This window comes from Microbacterium sp. 77mftsu3.1 (assembly GCF_900100525.1).
Taxonomy (GTDB): domain Bacteria; phylum Actinomycetota; class Actinomycetes; order Actinomycetales; family Microbacteriaceae; genus Microbacterium; species Microbacterium aquilitoris.
In genome coordinates, this window is record NZ_FNCR01000005.1 from 147924 (window position 1) to 163043 (window position 15120).

The 15120-nt window shown below is 71.1% G+C and carries 12 protein-coding genes; 9 read left to right on the forward strand and 3 right to left on the reverse strand.

The window, feature by feature from the left end; translation table 11 throughout:
• Positions 1–78: 78 nt before the first annotated feature.
• The 5 genes from codB to BLR68_RS13655 all read left to right on the forward strand — a co-directional run bounded on the left by codB (position 79) and on the right by BLR68_RS13655 (position 10477).
• The gene (gene codB, locus BLR68_RS13635) at positions 79–1422 is read left to right on the forward strand and encodes a cytosine permease (protein WP_040570459.1); all 1344 of its coding nucleotides are present in this window, start codon (positions 79–81) and stop codon (positions 1420–1422) included.
• Positions 1419–2954, forward strand: a complete 1536-nt coding sequence (locus BLR68_RS13640) for an amidohydrolase family protein (RefSeq protein WP_018185624.1) — start codon at positions 1419–1421, stop codon at positions 2952–2954. Before codB ends, BLR68_RS13640 begins: the two co-directional genes overlap by 4 nt.
• Before the next feature lie 305 nt (positions 2955–3259).
• Entirely contained in the window at positions 3260–4936 is a 1677-nt protein-coding gene (locus tag BLR68_RS13645) for an ABC-F family ATP-binding cassette domain-containing protein (protein ID WP_018185625.1), read from the forward strand.
• A 59-nt stretch (positions 4937–4995) separates the two neighbouring features.
• Positions 4996–9711: an ATP-dependent helicase gene (locus tag BLR68_RS13650; protein ID WP_018185626.1), complete on the forward strand. Its 4716-nt coding sequence runs from the start codon at positions 4996–4998 to the stop codon at positions 9709–9711.
• A complete protein-coding gene (locus BLR68_RS13655) occupies positions 9704–10477 on the forward strand; it encodes a DNA-formamidopyrimidine glycosylase family protein (RefSeq protein ID WP_018185627.1) in 774 nt (257 codons plus the stop codon). The genes BLR68_RS13650 and BLR68_RS13655 overlap by 8 nt, the downstream gene beginning before the upstream one ends.
• Before the next feature lie 12 nt (positions 10478–10489).
• On the opposite strand, the gene BLR68_RS13660 is transcribed toward BLR68_RS13655, so the two are convergent.
• Together BLR68_RS13660 and BLR68_RS13665 are read right to left on the reverse strand one after the other, a co-directional pair.
• Positions 10490–10789: a putative quinol monooxygenase gene (locus BLR68_RS13660; RefSeq protein ID WP_231370926.1), complete on the reverse strand. Its 300-nt coding sequence runs from the start codon at positions 10787–10789 to the stop codon at positions 10490–10492.
• Positions 10789–11436: a YitT family protein gene (locus BLR68_RS13665; RefSeq protein ID WP_018185629.1), complete on the reverse strand. Its 648-nt coding sequence runs from the start codon at positions 11434–11436 to the stop codon at positions 10789–10791. Before BLR68_RS13665 ends, BLR68_RS13660 begins: the two co-directional genes overlap by 1 nt.
• A 114-nt stretch (positions 11437–11550) precedes the next feature.
• Here BLR68_RS13665 and BLR68_RS13670 point away from each other — a divergent pair, with 114 nt between their 5' ends.
• The 4 genes from BLR68_RS13670 (at position 11551) to BLR68_RS13685 (ending at position 14111) form a co-directional block, all read left to right on the forward strand.
• Positions 11551–11958, forward strand: a complete 408-nt coding sequence (locus tag BLR68_RS13670; RefSeq protein WP_018185630.1) for a UDP-3-O-(3-hydroxymyristoyl)glucosamine N-acyltransferase — start codon at positions 11551–11553, stop codon at positions 11956–11958.
• 78 nt (positions 11959–12036) lie between these two features.
• On the forward strand, positions 12037–12549 hold the full coding sequence (locus BLR68_RS13675; protein WP_018185631.1) for a thermonuclease family protein: 513 nt from the start codon (positions 12037–12039) through the stop codon (positions 12547–12549).
• Positions 12550–12608: 59 nt separating this feature from the next.
• A complete protein-coding gene (locus BLR68_RS13680; protein WP_018185632.1) occupies positions 12609–13343 on the forward strand; it encodes a LysR family substrate-binding domain-containing protein in 735 nt (244 codons plus the stop codon).
• 42 nt (positions 13344–13385) lie between these two features.
• Complete coding sequence (locus BLR68_RS13685) at positions 13386–14111, forward strand: glutamine amidotransferase-related protein (protein ID WP_018185633.1); 726 nt, start codon at positions 13386–13388, stop codon at positions 14109–14111.
• Between the two features lie 4 nt (positions 14112–14115).
• On the opposite strand, the gene BLR68_RS13690 is transcribed toward BLR68_RS13685, so the two are convergent.
• Positions 14116–14934: a hypothetical protein gene (locus tag BLR68_RS13690; RefSeq protein WP_040570460.1), complete on the reverse strand. Its 819-nt coding sequence runs from the start codon at positions 14932–14934 to the stop codon at positions 14116–14118.
• Positions 14935–15120 lie beyond the last annotated feature (186 nt).

The window sequence follows — 15120 nt, forward strand, 5'->3', positions numbered from 1 at the left end:
CGGGTCCACTCTTCGGGGCCGCGCAACGGTGCCGAAACACGGAGCGCGTTCGATGTGACCACTCGGAAAGGAGTGCTCATGACCTCGACCACAGCGGCATCCGCCGCCCCGGAGCGCGTCGACCGCGACTACCCGCTCGGCCGCGTCCCCCAGAGCGCCCGGCAGGGATGGTTCGCCATCCTCGTCGTCGTCGCCGGCTTCATCTTCTTCACCCCCACGATGGTCACCGGCGGCCAGGTCGCCGGTGCGTTCGGCTTCGCCGCCTTCGTCGGCCTCGCCGCCGTCGCCTCGGTGGTGCTCGCCCTCTACATCGCCACGCTCGGCGCCACGAGCGCCGCGACGGGACTCTCGACGGTCCTCCTCGCCCGTCTGGCGCTCGGCCGCGTGGGCGGCAAGTGGGCCTCGATCGTCCTCGGCGGCACCCAGGTCGGCTGGTACGGCATCACGGTCGGGATCTTCGCCGACCTGCTCGCCTCGGCGGTGGGATGGGATGTCTCGTGGCCGCTGGCGATCTTCGGCGGCCTGCTGATGGCCACCACCGCGTACTGGGGCTTTAAGGGCATCGAGATCCTGTCATGGGTCTCGGTCCCCCTCATGTTCGCGCTCTGCATCTGGATCACCGTCGTCTCCGTCGACGAGGTGGGCGGGTGGACCGAGATGTTCGCGACGACCGGTGACGGCTCGCTCTCGCCGGGTCTGGCCCTCACGATGATGATCGGCACGTTCATCTCCGGCGGCACCCAGGTGGGCAACTGGACCCGCTTCGCGAAGAGCCCGCGCACGGCGTTCCTCATCTGCCTCGGTGTCCTCCTCGTCATCGAGACGGCCATGCTCGTCTTCGGGGGCATCGGCGCGATCGCCTTCGGCGAATCCGACTTCACCGCCCTGTTGTTCACCATGGGGCTCGCTCTCATGGGCGTGCTGCTCCTGACCTTCAACCTCTGGACCACGAACGACAACACCGCGTACGCCTTCGGCGTCGCCGGCGCCGAGCTCGCGAACCGCAACGACAAGAGGCCGTTCATCGTGATCGGCGTGATCGTCGGCATCGCCCTCGCCGTCACCGGTGTCGCGAACGCGCTGACCGGATTCCTCGTCACCCTCGGCACCGTCATCCCTCCGCTGGGCGGCGTCATCATCGGCACCTACCTCTTCGTCTGGCGTCGCCGCGACCCCGGCACCGATGTGACCCGTGTGGGCGCGTTCGTCTGGCCCGGTGTCATCGCCTACCTGCTCGGTACGGCGGCCGCCGCGTTCGGCGCGTTCACCGGCATCGGCAGCCCCGCCGTGCAGGGGATCATCGTGGCGATCGTCGCCGCGCCCGTCTGCCACGCCCTCGCGCGCCGCTCCGGGACCACACCGACGGATGCCGGGCGCCCGGACGAGGCATCCGCCCCCACCGCGAGCGAGGTCGACGCATGACCGGCACGCTCATCCGCGGCGCCCAGGTCATCACGATGGACCCCGCGACGGGCTCCACCCCGGTCGCACGCGACCTTCGGATCGAGGACGGCGTGTTCGCCGAGATCGGCTTCGAGCTCGAGGCACGTCCCGGGGACGAGGTGATCGACGCCGCCGGGCTGCTCGTCACCCCCGGGTTCGTGAACGCCCACACGCACTCGTGGGAGTACCTCTACAAGGGCCGCTACGACAACATGCCGCTCGAGCTCTGGATGCTCTACGCGTATCCGATCCTGGGCGGGACGCCGACGAGTCCCGACATCGTGCGCCTGCGGACCCTCATGTTCGCGATGGAGTCGATGAAGAACGGCGTCACGACCCTCGTCGACGATGTGCTCGAGACCCCGGGCCAGGACCTCGACCAGCTCGCCGCCGTCGCGGGGGCGTACGAGAGCATCGGCATCCGGGCCAACGTGTCGGGACACGTCATCAACCGCCCCTTCGTGGACACGCTCCCCTTCGTGACCGACTGGCTGCCGGACGACCTCGTCCGGCAGGTGCGGGCGCAGCCGGTGCTGACAGCGGACGAGTACCTCGACTATTCGCGGACCGCGTTCGAGCGCCACCACGGGACGGCCGGCGGACGGATCCGCTACATGTTGGCCCCCTCCGGTCCGCAGCGATGCACGGACGACCTGCTCGTCGGCGCCACCGAGCTGGCAGCGGAGTTCGACGCCGAGGTGCACATCCACGTCCTCGAGACGAAGACCCAGGCGGTGACGGGCGACGAGCTCTACGGCGGTCAGACCCTCGTCGAGCACCTCGACGGGATCGGCGCGATGAGCGAGCGGACGACGTTCGCCCACGGCATCTGGGTGACCGACGACGACATCGAGCGCATCGCGCGGCGTGGGACGTCCGTCTCGCACAACGCGATCTCGAACCTGAAGCTCGGCTCGGGCGTGCTGCCCTGGCGGCGGTACCACGACGCCGGCGTGAACCTCGGTCTCGGCACCGACGGCTGCTCCTCGAGCGATACCCCGCGGCTCATGGAGGTCATGAAGACCGCGGCCCTCCTGCACAAGGTGACCGAGCCCGACATCGCCCGCTGGTCGACCGTCGACGAGGTCCTCCGCGCCGCGACGATCGGCGGTGCGCGAAGCGCCGTCCTCGACCAATCCGTCGGGTCGATCGAAGTCGGCAAGCGCGCGGACCTCGTGATGTTCGACACCGAGACGCTCGCTTTCCTGCCGACGAACAAGCTCGAGAACCACCTCGTCTACAGCGAGAACGGCTCCTCCATCGTCCGCGTGATGGTCGACGGGGTCACCACCGTCGAGAACGGCCGGCTCACGCTCGTCGACGAGGACGCTGTGATCGCGGCGTTCCGCGCCGAAATGCCCGGCATCCGCGAGGAGCAGGACCGTCTCGATCGCGTGAACGACGCGTTCGCCCCGGCCTTCTCGCGGATGTACGAGGAGGCAGCCGGTCGTCCGACCGCCGTCAACCGGTGGACGGGCGATGAGCGGACCTGGGTGCGCCAGACCGTGTGACCCCGTACCGGTGAGCGGATGCCGGGCTCTGGCATCCGCTCACCGACGTGGCTACGATGGTCGACGTCCTGTCCCGAGTGTGAGGAAGAGCCGTTGAAGGCTATCGACGCGATCGCGCTGTGATCCCGCGCTGACCCGTCGACCCTCCCCGAGGACGATTCGACGGTCCGCCCGGTGATCGATTCACCGACCGGCGCGGACCGTCATCCTTCGACCGCAGCACACCGTGCTGCCCGGCCGCACCGAGCGCTGCGGACCGGTCCGTCGACGCAGACGTCCGCGCACCCCTCACAGGGAGGCGCCTCATGCCCACCACACTCACCTCAGCGGTCACCCTCGACCGCGTCACCTTCGCCTGGCCCGACGGCACCGTCGCGCTCAGCGAGGTCACCGGGGCCTTCGGCGGCGGCCGCACCGGCCTCGTCGGCCGGAACGGATCCGGCAAGTCCACGCTGCTGAAACTGATCGCCGGGACCCTCGCACCGGCATCCGGCTCGATCACCACAGCGGGGCGGGTCGACCTGCTGCCGCAACAGCTGACGCTCGACACCGGACGCCGCGTCGCGGACCTGCTCGGGATCGGCGAGGTCCTGGGCGCCGTGCGGGCGATCGAGCGCGGCGACGTCGACGAGCGCCACTTCGACACGGTCGGCGACGACTGGGACGTCGAGGCGCGGGCGACCGCTGCCCTCGCCGAGGTCGGGCTGCCGGAAGGCGCCCTCGACCGAGCGATCGGTGAGCTCTCGGGCGGCGAGGCGGTCCTGGCGGCCCTCGTCGGCGTCCGGCTCCGCGGGGCCGAGATCGCCCTGCTCGACGAGCCGACGAACAACCTCGACCGCGACGCGCGAGCCCGCGTGCACGATCTCGTGCGGACCTGGCGCGGCACGCTCATCGTGGTGAGCCACGACACGGCGCTGCTCGAGGAGCTCGACGACACCGCCGAGCTCTACGGCTCGGAGCTGTCGGTGTTCGGCGGACCGTATTCGGCCTGGAAGGCGTGGCTCGACACCGAGCAGTCCGCCGCCGCCCAGGCCGAGACGACGGCCCGGCAGGTACTGAAGCGGGAGAAGCGAGACAGGCAGCAGATCGAATCGGCGATCGCCACGCGCGATGCGCACGGCAAGAAGCTCGCCGCGCGGAAGGCGGCACCGAAGATCGTGCTGGGCGCCATGAAACGCTCCGCGCAGGTGACGGCGGGCAAGCTCCGCGTCGAGGCGAATGAGAAGGTGGATGCCGCGCGTGCCGCGGTCGACACCGCCGGGCGCCGCGTGCGCGACGACGACACGGTCCGCATCGACCTGCCCGATCCGGACGTCGGCACGGGCCGCCGCATCGCGACGATCGGCGACGGCGAGCGCTCCTGGATCATCCAGGGACCGGAGCGAGTGGCGCTCATCGGGCCGAACGGCGCGGGCAAGACGACGCTGCTCGAACGGCTCGTCGCGTCGGCCGGGGCGGCGCCTCATGTGCCGAGTGCAGGTTCAGCTGACGGCGGCGGGCCGAAACCGGGGTCGGATGCCGCATCCGCCCTGCACTCGGCACCGTCGGACGCCCGCGCCGAGGCGCACACCGACCGGATCGGCTACCTGTCGCAGCGGGTGGACGGGCTCGAGGAGGATGCCGCGGTGCTGGCGAACATCCGCGCCGCGGCACCCGGGGTCGGTGACGTCGAGCTGAGGAACCGCCTCGCTCGGTTCCTCATCCGCGGCGATACGGTGCACCGGCCCGTCTCGGCGCTCTCGGGCGGCGAGCGGTTCCGGGTGGCTCTGGCCCGTCTGCTGCTCGCCGACCCGCCGCCGCACCTGCTGGTGCTCGACGAGCCGACGAACAACCTCGACCTCGACACGGTCGAACAGCTCGTCGAGGCTCTGTCGGCCTACCGGGGAGCGGTTCTCGTGGTCAGTCACGACGACGCGTTCCTCAGCCGGGTCGGCGCCGACCTGACGCTGGAACTCCGGGAGGGTCGGATGACGGAGGTCTGACGACCGGGCCGGGGCGCAAGCCCCGGCCCGGTGTCGGTGGTCCGCGCGATGATGGAACCATGGCGGACGTCCTCGAGCGGTTCAGCCCTGCGACGCAGGACTGGTTCCGCAGCGCCTTCCACGCGCCCACGGCCGCGCAGGCCGGCGCCTGGCAGGCGATCTCCGCCGGCAAGCACGCGCTCGTGGTCGCCCCGACCGGCTCAGGCAAGACGCTGTCGGCGTTCCTCTGGGCGCTCGACCGCATCTTCCGCGACCGTGTGGCCGAGAAGCCCGCGGCCGACGACGAGAAGCCCGCCCGAGGCAGGAAGAAGCGCGCGGATGCCGCGCCTCCCCGCACGCGCGTCCTCTACGTCTCGCCGCTCAAGGCGCTCGGCGTCGACGTCGAGCGCAACCTCCGCTCCCCGCTGGTGGGCATTGGGCAGTCGGCCCGGCGTCTCGGCATGCCCGCGCCCGACGTGACCGTGGGTGTCCGCTCCGGCGACACGCCTTCCGGGGACCGTCGGCGCCTCCTCGCCGATCCGCCGGACATCCTCATCACGACGCCCGAGTCGCTGTATCTGATGCTGACCTCGCAGGCGGCCGAGACGCTCCGCGGCATCCACACCGTCATCGTCGACGAGGTCCACGCCGTCGCGGCGACCAAGCGCGGCGCCCACCTCGCCGTGAGCCTCGAACGCCTCGACGCCCTGCTCGAGACCCCGGCGCAGCGCATCGGCCTCTCGGCGACGGTCCGCCCGATCGATGAGGTGGCCCGGTTCCTCGGCGGAGCGGCTCCGGTCGACATCGTGGCGCCCAAGGCGACGAAGGCGTTCGACCTGTCCGTCGTCGTGCCGATCGACGACCTCACGAACCCGCCGCCCCCTCCCGGTGCACCCGAGGAGGAGGAGCCGGTCGCCGTCGATCCGGACGACGACGGGGATGGGGACGGGGACGGGGGCAATTGGTACACGCCGCCGCAGTCGTCGGAGATGACCGGGTCGGTCTGGCCGCATGTCGAGGAGGCGATCGTCGACCGCATCCTCGCCCACCGGTCCACCATCGTCTTCTCGAACTCGCGCCGCCTCGCGGAGCGTCTGACGGGACGGCTCAACGAGATCTACGCCGAGAGGGTCGGCATCGACGTGCCGGATCCGACCGTGCCAGCCGCCATGATGGCGCAGGCGGGCGCGTCAGCCGGGGTCGAGGCGATCCTCGCGAAGGCGCACCACGGCTCGGTGTCGAAGGAGCAGCGCGCGCAGGTCGAGGACGAGCTGAAGTCCGGGGCGCTCCGCTGCGTCGTCGCGACGAGCAGCCTCGAGCTCGGCATTGACATGGGTGCCGTCGACCTCGTGATCCAGGTCGAGGCGCCGCCCTCGGCGGCATCCGGTCTGCAGCGCGTCGGTCGCGCCGGTCACCAGGTCGGCGAGGTCAGCCGCGCCGCGCTCTTCCCCAAGCACCGCGGCGACGTGCTGCACACGGCCGTCGTGACCGAGCGGATGCTCGCGGGGCAGATCGAGGCGATCTCGGTGCCGCAGAATCCACTCGACATCCTCGCCCAGCACACGATCGCCGCCTCCGCCGTGGCCGTGCTCGACGTCGAGGGCTGGTTCGAGACCGTCAAACGCTCGGCCCCGTTCCGCTCCCTCCCCCGCTCGGCCTACGAAGCGACACTCGACCTGCTCGCCGGCCGCTACCCGTCCGATGCCTTCGCCGAACTGCGTCCCCGCGTCGTCTGGGATCGGGATGCCGGGACCATCACCGGCCGGCCGGGTGCGCAGCGCATCGCGGTCACCAGCGGCGGCACGATCCCCGACCGGGGACTGTTCGGCGTCTTCATCTCGGGTGAGGCGCGCAACGCCCGTGTCGGCGAGCTCGACGAGGAGATGGTCTACGAGTCCCGCGTGGGTGACGTGTTCACCCTCGGCACGACGAGTTGGCGCATCGTCGAGATCACCCACGACCGGGTGAACGTCCTCCCCGCCTACGGGCAACCGGGCAAGCTTCCGTTCTGGCACGGCGACGGTCTCGGTAGACCCGCCGAGCTCGGCGAGGCCCTCGGCAAGTTCTCCCGTGAGCTCTCGACGGCGAAGCCCGAGAAGGCGATTGCGCGGCTGCGGGAATCCGGCCTCGACGACAACGCGATCGGCAACCTGCTCGCCTACATCGGCGAGCAGCGCGAGGCGACGGGCAGCCTTCCGACCGACAAGACCCTGACCGTCGAGCGCTCCCGTGACGAAGTCGGCGACTGGCGCGTCATCCTGCATTCCCCGTACGGCATGCATGTGCACGCACCGTGGGCGCTGGCCGTCAACGCGCGGATCCGCGAGCGTCTCGGCGTCGAGGGTGCCGCGGTCGCGAGCGACGACGGGATCATCGCCCGCGTGCCCGACACGGATGCCGAGCCGCCCGGAGCCGAGCTGTTCGTCTTCGACGCGGACGAGCTCGAACAGCTCGTCACCTCGGAGGTCGGCGGGTCCGCACTGTTCGCCTCGCGGTTCCGCGAGTGCGCGGCCCGGGCACTCCTGCTCCCCCGCCTCAACCCGAACAAGCGATCGCCCCTGTGGCAACAGCGCCAGCGTTCCGCGCAACTGCTCGAGGTCGCCAAGGAGCACCCGACCTTCCCGATCATCCTCGAGACCCTCCGCGAGGTCCTGCAGGACGTCTACGACCTCCCGGCCCTGCTGCGGATCGCACGGAGCATCGCGGACCGCCGCATCCGTCTCGTCGAGACGACGACAAGTTCTCCGTCGCCGTACGCGCGCGACCTGCTCTTCGGATATGTCGGCGCGTTCATGTACGAGGGCGACTCGCCCCTCGCCGAGCGCCGAGCGGCAGCGCTGTCGGTCGATCCTGCCCTGCTGAGCGAGCTGCTCGGCAAGATCGAGATGCGCGAGCTGCTCGACCCCGGCGTCATCGAACAGTACGAACGCGAACTCCAGCGACTCGATCCGACGAGGCGCGTACGCGGCGTCGAGGGTGTCGCCGACCTCCTGCGGCTGCTCGGGCCGCTCTCGGTAGCCGAGGTGGCAGAACGCCTCGAGGGTGCCGCGACGGACCCGGACGCGCCGGCGCTGGCAGCGACCGAAGCCGATTCCGCGGCTCTGCTCGACGACCTCGTCGACACCCGCCGCGCCATCCGCGTCACGTTCGGCGGCGTCGCGCGCGTCGCCGGCATCGAGGATGCGGGCCGCCTGCGCGATGCCCTCGGCGCGGCGCTGCCTGTCGGCATCCCGACGGCCTTCCTCGAACCCGTCGCCGATCCGCTCGCCGACCTCGTCGCGCGGTACGCCCGCACGCACGGACCGTTCCGGACCTCCGACGTCGCGACGCGCCTCGGCGTGGGCGGCGCCGTCGCCCGTCAGACGCTGCAGCGGCTCGAAGCGCAGGGCCGGCTCGCGAGCGGGTTCTTCCTGCCCGCGGACTCCGCACACCCGGACGACCTCGAGTGGTGCGACAGCGAGGTGCTGCGCCGCATCCGGATGCGTTCGCTCGCCGCGATCCGCGGCAGCGTCGAACCCGTCGAGCCCGAGGCGCTGGGGCGCTTCCTGCCCGTCTGGCAGCACCTGACGCGTCCGCTCGAGGGGGTCGACGGGGTGCTCGCCGTGGTCGAGCAGCTCGCCGGCGTCCCGCTCCCCGCAAGCGCGTGGGAATCGCTCATCCTGCCGTCGCGCGTGCGGAACTACTCCCCCGCCCTGCTCGACGAACTGACAGCGACCGGCGAGGTGCTCTGGTCGGGTCACGGTTCTCTGCCCGGACGCGACGGCTGGATCGCGCTGCACCCCGCGGATGCCGCGACGCTCACGCTGCAGATCCCCGAAGACGAGGTGACGCCGTTCGAGCAGTCGCTCCTCGACGCGCTCGGCGCCGGCGGCGCTTACTTCGCCGGTCAGCTGGTCGGCATGGTCGAGGCGCCGAACGAGCAGTCCGTCATCGACGCGCTCTGGAACCTGACCTGGTCGGGGCGCGTCACGAACGACACGTTCGCGCCCGTCCGCGGGCTCCTCGCCGGCGGATCGCAAGCGCATCGGGTGACGCGGCGGACACCCCGCACCCGCATGTTCCGCGGCACGCCGATCGCCGCCGCGGCGCGGCCCGCACCGCAGCGCCCGGCCATGGTCGGCGGCCGCTGGTCGCTGCTGCCCGTCCCCGATGACGATGCGACCCTGCGGGCGACCGCGACGGCGGGCATGCTCCTCGAGCGCTACGGCGTCGTCACCCGCGGCTCGGTTCAGGCCGAGGGGGTCCCGGGCGGCTTCGCGCAGGTCTACCGGATCCTGGCGGGATTCGAGGATGCCGGGCACTGCCGCCGCGGCTACTTCGTCGAGAAGCTGGGGGCCGCCCAGTTCGCGACCTCGGCGACCGTCGACCGGCTCCGCGAGTTCGCGTCGGTGCCCGAGCCCACACCGCTCACCGCGCGGACGCTCGCCGCCACCGATCCCGCCAACCCCTACGGCGCGGCGCTGAACTGGCCGTCGATCGAGGGAGTGAACCACCGCCCCGGCCGCAAGGCGGGCGGACTGGTCGTGCTGGTCGACGGCACCCTCGTGCTCTACCTCGAGCGCGGCGGGCGCACCGCGCTCGCCTTCACCGACGACGAGGACATCCTGGTCGCCGCCGCGCGCAGCCTCGTCGAGACCTCGCGCGCCCGTGGCCTCGACACCCTCACGATCGAGCAGGTGAGCGGCGCGTTCGTCTACACGACCGCCGCCGGCCGCGCCCTCCGCGACGCCGGTTTCGTCGAGTCGCCCAAGGGCCTCACCCTGCGACGCGGCTCTCGGGAGCCTCAGCGTGCCTGAGGGCGACACCGTCTTCCGTGCCGCGCGGAAGCTGCACGAGGCGCTCGCGGGCCACGAGGTCACGCGATTCGAGGTGCGTGTTCCGCGGAGCGCCACGGTCGACCTGCGCGGTGAGACGGTGCGCGAGGTCGTGCCGCGCGGCAAGCACCTGCTCATGCGCATCGGGGCGCAGACCCTGCACTCCCACCTCAAGATGGAGGGCCGCTGGCACGTCTACAGGCCGGGCCAGAAGTGGCGCGCCCCCGCCTTCCAGGCCCGCGCGATCGTCGGCACGAGACCGGCGGATGCCGTCGGCTTCGAGCTCGCGATGGTCGAGGTCCTGCCGACCGCCGATGAGGACCGCGTGGTCGGGCACCTCGGGCCCGATCCGCTCTCCGCCGACTGGGACGCGGCGCAGGCGGTGGCGAACGTCGCAGCCGACGAGCGTGCGATCCACGTGGCGCTCCTCGACCAGCGGAACGTCGCGGGGTTCGGCAACGAGTACGCGAACGAGTCGCTGTTCGTGCGCGGCATCCGTCCCACCGCACTCGCGAAGGAGGTCGACGTCGCGGGTCTCATCGACACGGGTGTGCGGATGATCCGCGCGAACCGGGATCGACAGGGGCGCACGTTCACGGGCGACAACCGCCCGGGGAAGCAGACGTGGGTCTACGGACGCGGCGGCAAGCCGTGCCGACGCTGCGGCACGCTCATCGAGGGATCGGAGCTCGGGGCGCGTGCGACGAGCGAGCGGATCGTGTTCTGGTGCCCCGTCTGCCAGCCGTGACCGGCCGACCGGTCATTCGTCCGGCGTGAGTCCCTCGACGCGGTAACGGCGTTCGATCCCCGCCGTCGCGCGCCCCCATTCGCTGTCCGCGGCGCGTCGCTGGTGCTCCCGGAACGTGGACGCATCGGTCCAGAGCTCCTCGACCGACCACGCACGACCGCCGCCGAGCGGTGTGATCTCGAACAGCAGGCAGCCGTCCTCGGCCCGCGTGCGCTCGATGTGCGCGTCGAGGTGGCGCCGCACGGCATCCGCTTCGTCCTTCGTCGCGCAGATCATCCTGCCCGACAGGCGTACTCCTCCGATGTCGACCATCAGTGACCGATGTACCGGCCGGGCCGGTGGTTCAGAGCGAGGACGAGGTTCAGCACGACGGCCCCCGCCGCGCTGAGCAGAACGAACTGCCAGGGGACGACCAGGAGGGCGAGCAGGATGACGAGGACATCGAAGACCATCATGGTCCACCCCACGCGGATTCCGGTCGCATCCTGGATCACGAGGGCGACGACGTTGATCCCACCGAGGCTCGCGCCGTGCCGGAAGACGATCAGCAGGCCGATCCCGGCGAGGAGGTTGCCGGCGATGGTCCCGAAGACCGGGTCGATCCTCTCGATGAGGAACAGGTGCTCGATGAGGACGGAGAATCCGGAGACCGCCCCGATGCACACCAGGGTGCGGAGGGCGAAGTTCCACCCGCGCTTCCAGACCGCCAGGACGCCGAAGGGCAGGTTGACGACGGCGAACAGTGCCGCGAACGGCCAGTCGAGCGCATAGTTCAGCAGCAGGGACAGGCCCGCGGTGCCGCCGGTGACGGCCATGCTCATGTGCAGCAGGAACAATCCCAGGGAAACGGTGAACGTTCCGGTCGCGAGTCCGACGATGTCGTCGAGCCAGGTGTGCGGAGCGGCCTTCTCCTCGAAGACGAGCGACGGGCCCGTCTCGGGGGCGGCGGGGTCGGCCATCTCTTCGTGCGCTGTCACCGAATCAGGTTACCCAGCCGCGGTCAACCCCGTGATTTCGGGTGCCATTCGGGAATGAAATGCCCTGTGGGACGTTGTATCCGTCAAGGAGGACCCGTGGGCAAGAACTACATCGACATCGAGAACGACCGAGGCGAGACGCTGCGCTACCGCAAGCACGCCAACGGACGTGGCTTGATCGCGAACGGAGCCAAGGTGCACCCGAGTGCGATCGTCGAAGCAGGAAGCTACGTCGAACCCGGGGCGCAGATCGCCGCAGGCGCCCGCATCGGACGCGGAGTGTGGATCGAACCGGAGGCCGTCATCGGCCCGAACGCAGAGATCGCACCCCACGCGCACATCGGACCCGGAGCAGCCATCGGTGCCGGCGCGAAGATCGGCGTCCGCTGCTTCGTCGGCGCCGGAGCGCGGGTCGCACCGGAGTCCCTCATCGGCGACGACGAGAGCATCCCCGAAGGCGAGCGCGTCGCGACCGACCGTCGCGGCCTCCGCTTGGCGGCCTGACCGCCCCCTCACACGTCTGCAAGGCCCGATCCCTCCAGGGGTCGGGCCTTCGTCTGTGGCTGGGGCTAGCCTCGGCGCATGACCACCCCGCGCCGCTCGACCCGCGCCGTCGTTGCGGGGTTCGTCGGTGCGCTCCTGCTGGCGGGGATCTGGGTCGCGGCATCCGCTCTGCGCGGGTCGACGGGTGAGGGGATGCCGGCGGGAGCCGACGTGATCACGGTGCAGCGCGTGGTCGACGGCGACACCCTCGTGACTGCGGACGGTACTCGAGTCCGTCTGATCGGCATCGACGCTCCCGAGGCGCATCCCGAACCGGAATGCGGAGCGGATGCCGCGACCGCCCGGCTGCGCGAGCTCGCGCCCGAGGGCGCCCGCCTCCGGGCCGTCGCCGACCGGGAGGACCTCGACCGGTACGACCGCGAACTCCGCTACCTGTGGACCGCGGACGGGACGTTCGTCAACGAGGCGCTCGTGGCGGAGGGCCACGCTGCGACGCTCCGCATCGCACCGAACACCCGGTACGCGGAGCGGTTGGCCGCTGCCGAATCCGCCGCTCGGTCCCAGGGCGCCGGACGGTGGGGCACCTGCTGAGCCGCGGCATCCCCGTGGCATCCCGAAGCGTCCCGAGGCGCGCGGCTACGCTGGCAGGCATGGCGACACGCGGCGGACCCCAGCGCAAGGGCGGCCGTCCAACGCCGGGGAAAGGCCGCGCGGGGGGCGCCAAGCCGACTCCGAAGCCCACGGCGAAGCGGAAGCCGGCACCCACGCAGGCCGCGCCGGTACCCGCACCGCCGCCCGGCCCGTTCCGCCTCGGCGCGATCCCGGGGGCGACGCCGGGCAAGTGGATCGACATCTGGAAGACCCGGATGCCGCGCAACCCGCTCGAGCTCGTCCCCCTCACGGTCGCGGAGCAACACGCGGCGTTCGCGCGGGGCGACATGGATGCGGCGATCGTCCGGCTGCCGATCGACCGCGACGGTCTGAACGTCATCCCGCTCTACGAGGAGACGACGGTCGTGGTGTGCGCTGCCGACTCCGCTCTGACGGCGGCGGACGAGCTGACCGCGGAAGACCTTCTCGGCGAGGTCCGCATCGTGCCGGGCGACGACGTCCTGTCCTTCGATGTCGCGGGGACCGCGGAGCCGCGATTCGCGGCGCCGGCCACGACGGGCGAGGCGGTCGAGATCGTGGCCACCGGCGTCGCGATCGTCCTCGTGCCCATGTCGCTCGCCCGACTGCACCACCGCAAGGACGTGACGTTCCGGCCGCTCGCGGAGGCCCCGGCATCCGCCGTCGCACTCGCCTGGCCCGCCGAGGGGGCGACCGAGCTGGTCGACACGTTCGTGGGGATCGTCCGGGGGCGCACCTCGAACTCCTCGCGCTGACGCACGGCGTTCGGCCCCGGACCGGGCATTTAGACTCGAGGAATGGCTCCGCTCGTCTATCTGTGCGTTCGCCCGCAGGTGGATGCCGCGGACGGCGAGTACGCGTCGTTCCACCAGGCGATGGGTGTCGGCGAGTCCGGCCTCGAGCGCTGGAACCTCGTCGACGACGACCTGCCCGCCGACGCGTTCGAACGCTGGCGCGGCTTCGTGGTCGGCGGCAGCCCGTTCAACACGACGGATGCCGACGACACCAAGTCCGCGGAGCAGGTGCGGATCGAGGCGGGGCTGCAGGCCGTGGCACAGGCTGCCGTGGCGGGGCGGACCACCGCGCTGTTCACGTGCTTCGGGATCGGTGTCGCCTCACGCGCCCTCGGCGGCGAGGTGACGCGGGAATACCCGGAGGGCACGGGGCCCACCGGCATCCGTCTCACCGAGGCGGGTCGGCAGGATCCCCTGTTCGGCGGGCTGGAGGCCGAGTTCACCGCCTTGACGGCGCACAAAGAGGCCATCGAGCGGCTGCCCGAGGGCGCCGTGCTCCTCGCGACGAACGACGAGTGCCCCGTGCAGGCGTTCCGGATCGGCGACCGGCTGTACGCGACGCAGTTCCACCCCGAGCCGACGGGGGTCGCGTTCACCGAGCGGATGACGATCTACCGCAACCACGGCTACTTCGACGCGGACGAGTACGACACCGTAGCCGCGGTCGTGCTCGCGGCCGATCTCGACGAGCCGCAGCGGCTGCTGCGCCGATTCGCCGAGATCTTCTGACCGCTCAGCTGCGCGCGAGCGAGAGTTCCCCGCGACGTCCGCGTGCCCAGAGCACGAGAGGGACGATCACGACGATCGCGGCGGCGATCCACGCCGTGATCGCGATCGGGGTGGACTGAGGTTCCGTCGCGAACCGGCCGATGCCGATCCACAGCAGTCCCCACGCGGAGGCGAGAGCCGGTGCGAGGCGTCCGCCGGTGCGGATCGCGCTCGCGGCGGCGATCAGGACGACCACGATGATGACGGCGATCCCCCACGCGGTGGCGGCGTCGCCCCACGACGTCGGCGCGACCTCAGCGGTCAGCCAAGCGGTCGTGTTCGCGACGGTGGCGAGCGTGACCCAGCCCAGGTGCAGTCCGACGGTGACGTCGGTGAAGAACGTCTCGGCGAACGTGCGCGGCGGATTGAGCACCAGGATGCGGATCGTCCAGCCCAGCGCGACGAGCAGGGCGACGATCGTCAGGACGGTGACGAGGAGCGTCGTGTACTGGGCGGCCAGCAGCCAGAGCCCGTTGAGGACGGCCGTGAGGGCGATCGGGTAGCCGACCTTGCGCTGGCGGTCACTGCCGCGCTGCGACGGGAGTGCCTGCCAGATCGTGTACGCGATCATGAACAGGTAGATGACGCTCCAGATCGAGAAGGCCTGGGCCGCGGGAGCGAGCACCGTGGAGGTCGCCGAGAGCGCGCCGTTCTGCAGGTCCTGAACCGGAGTCCCGCCGAGGACGCCGGCCCCGAACAGGGCGGCGATCAGCATGAACGTCACCGCCGAGATCACGACGATCTGGCGGGTGAGGTCCGACGAACGGGATGCGGTGGAGCTCATCATGCCGTCACGGTACGTCCCCGTGGCGCGCGGCGGCGACCTCTTGACAGGCTTCGAGCGGGGCTTGAGGGGGGTGAAGGTCGGGTGCGTCGGGTGTCGATTCGCGAGTGAGAGGTTCCTCATTTTGGATCTGTTCGCGGCGCCTGAGTTCCGCAGTTTTCGGGGTCTCGATGTCGGAGGCTGGTG

Excerpts from the sequence above, each read along its gene's own strand:
- BLR68_RS13690 (WP_040570460.1), bottom strand. The coding sequence starts at position 14,934 with ATGAGCTCCACCGCATCCCGTTCGTCGGACCTCACCCGCCAGATCGTC.
- BLR68_RS13675 (WP_018185631.1), top strand. The coding sequence starts at position 12,037 with ATGACCACCCCGCGCCGCTCGACCCGCGCCGTCGTTGCGGGGTTCGTC.
- BLR68_RS13660 (WP_231370926.1), bottom strand. The coding sequence starts at position 10,789 with ATGGTCGACATCGGAGGAGTACGCCTGTCGGGCAGGATGATCTGCGCG.
- BLR68_RS13665 (WP_018185629.1), bottom strand. The coding sequence starts at position 11,436 with ATGGCCGACCCCGCCGCCCCCGAGACGGGCCCGTCGCTCGTCTTCGAG.
- codB (WP_040570459.1), top strand. The coding sequence starts at position 79 with ATGACCTCGACCACAGCGGCATCCGCCGCCCCGGAGCGCGTCGACCGC.
- BLR68_RS13685 (WP_018185633.1), top strand. The coding sequence starts at position 13,386 with ATGGCTCCGCTCGTCTATCTGTGCGTTCGCCCGCAGGTGGATGCCGCG.
- BLR68_RS13680 (WP_018185632.1), top strand. The coding sequence starts at position 12,609 with ATGGCGACACGCGGCGGACCCCAGCGCAAGGGCGGCCGTCCAACGCCG.
- BLR68_RS13640 (WP_018185624.1), top strand. The coding sequence starts at position 1,419 with ATGACCGGCACGCTCATCCGCGGCGCCCAGGTCATCACGATGGACCCC.
- BLR68_RS13645 (WP_018185625.1), top strand. The coding sequence starts at position 3,260 with ATGCCCACCACACTCACCTCAGCGGTCACCCTCGACCGCGTCACCTTC.
- BLR68_RS13650 (WP_018185626.1), top strand. The coding sequence starts at position 4,996 with ATGGCGGACGTCCTCGAGCGGTTCAGCCCTGCGACGCAGGACTGGTTC.